This is a genomic window from Oleiphilus sp. HI0132 (assembly GCF_001635845.1).
The window spans coordinates 1-1,058 of the sequence record NZ_LWGJ01000970.1; the positions used below are offsets into that span (position 1 = coordinate 1).

Annotated in this window: 1 protein-coding gene and 1 pseudogene; both read left to right on the plus strand. The window is 47.0% G+C overall.

Going from position 1 to position 1,058, the window contains the following annotated elements; genetic code table 11:
- Positions 1–419, plus strand: a pseudogene (locus A3766_RS31040) (IS21 family transposase); the annotation flags it as partial.
- Positions 409–1,058 (plus strand): IS21-like element helper ATPase IstB (istB, locus tag A3766_RS10980; protein WP_068642196.1); only part of this gene is annotated, 650 nt, incomplete at its 3' end. The pseudogene A3766_RS31040 and the gene istB, both read left to right, overlap by 11 nt.

Genomic DNA, 1,058 nt, shown 5'->3' on the forward strand with positions numbered 1-1,058 from the left:
GACGTATCTTCAATCGCAAGCATGATGCAGGTATCACCAAGTATGAATGGAGACATTATCTAGCCGTGGCTCAACGCAAACCAGGAGCACTGCGTAACGGCGCACCGTTCGAGACCTTGCCAGACAGCTTCAAGTCCATTCAAAAGTATTTACTTCGACGACAAGGTGGTGATCGAGAAATGGTCGAGATATTGGCCTTGGTACTTCATCACGACGAACAGCTGGTTGAGCAAGCGGTTGAGGAATCTCTGCGATGCGGGCACCCCTCAAAACAGCATGTAATGAACTGTTTGAGCCAACTCATCGAACAGGAAACACCTGAGCCTTTGCTAACACCACCCTCTCTCATTCTAAACGAAGAACCTATTGCCAACACACAACGCTACGATCAACTAAGAGGTCATCCTTATGCACATTGAAACCATGATCCACACCTTCAAACAACTCAAACTACACGGTATGGCCAACAGTGTTATGGAGCTATCACAGCAAGCCGGGCCATCTTACCTTCAAGCACAGCCCATTCTTGAAGCCTTGATCAAAGCTGAAGTAACAGATCGAGAAGTGCGATCAATCGCTTATCAGATGAAGCATGCAAGGTTCCCAGCCTACCGTGACCTAGCTGGCTTTGACTTCAATCAAAGCAGTGTAGATGAAACGCCTGTCAAAGCGCTTCATCGCTGTGAGTTCATCGAAGGCAGCCACAACATCGTACTTATAGGAGGCCCTGGCACGGGTAAAACTCACTTAGCAACGGCAATAGGCGTACAAGCCATCCAACACCACCGACTACGAGTGCGCTTCTTATCGACCATTGAACTTGTGAATCAACTTGAACAAGAAAAACTCGAAGGTAAAGCGGGACGCATTGCGAACAGGTTAAGCCATACAGACTTGGTTATCTTAGATGAACTTGGTTACTTGCCCTTTAGTCAAACGGGAGGCGCATTACTATTCCACTTGCTAGGCAAACTATATGAGAAAACAAGTGTGATTATCACGACTAACTTAAGCTTTTCAGAGTGGAGCCAAGTCTTCGGTGACGCAAAGATGACAAC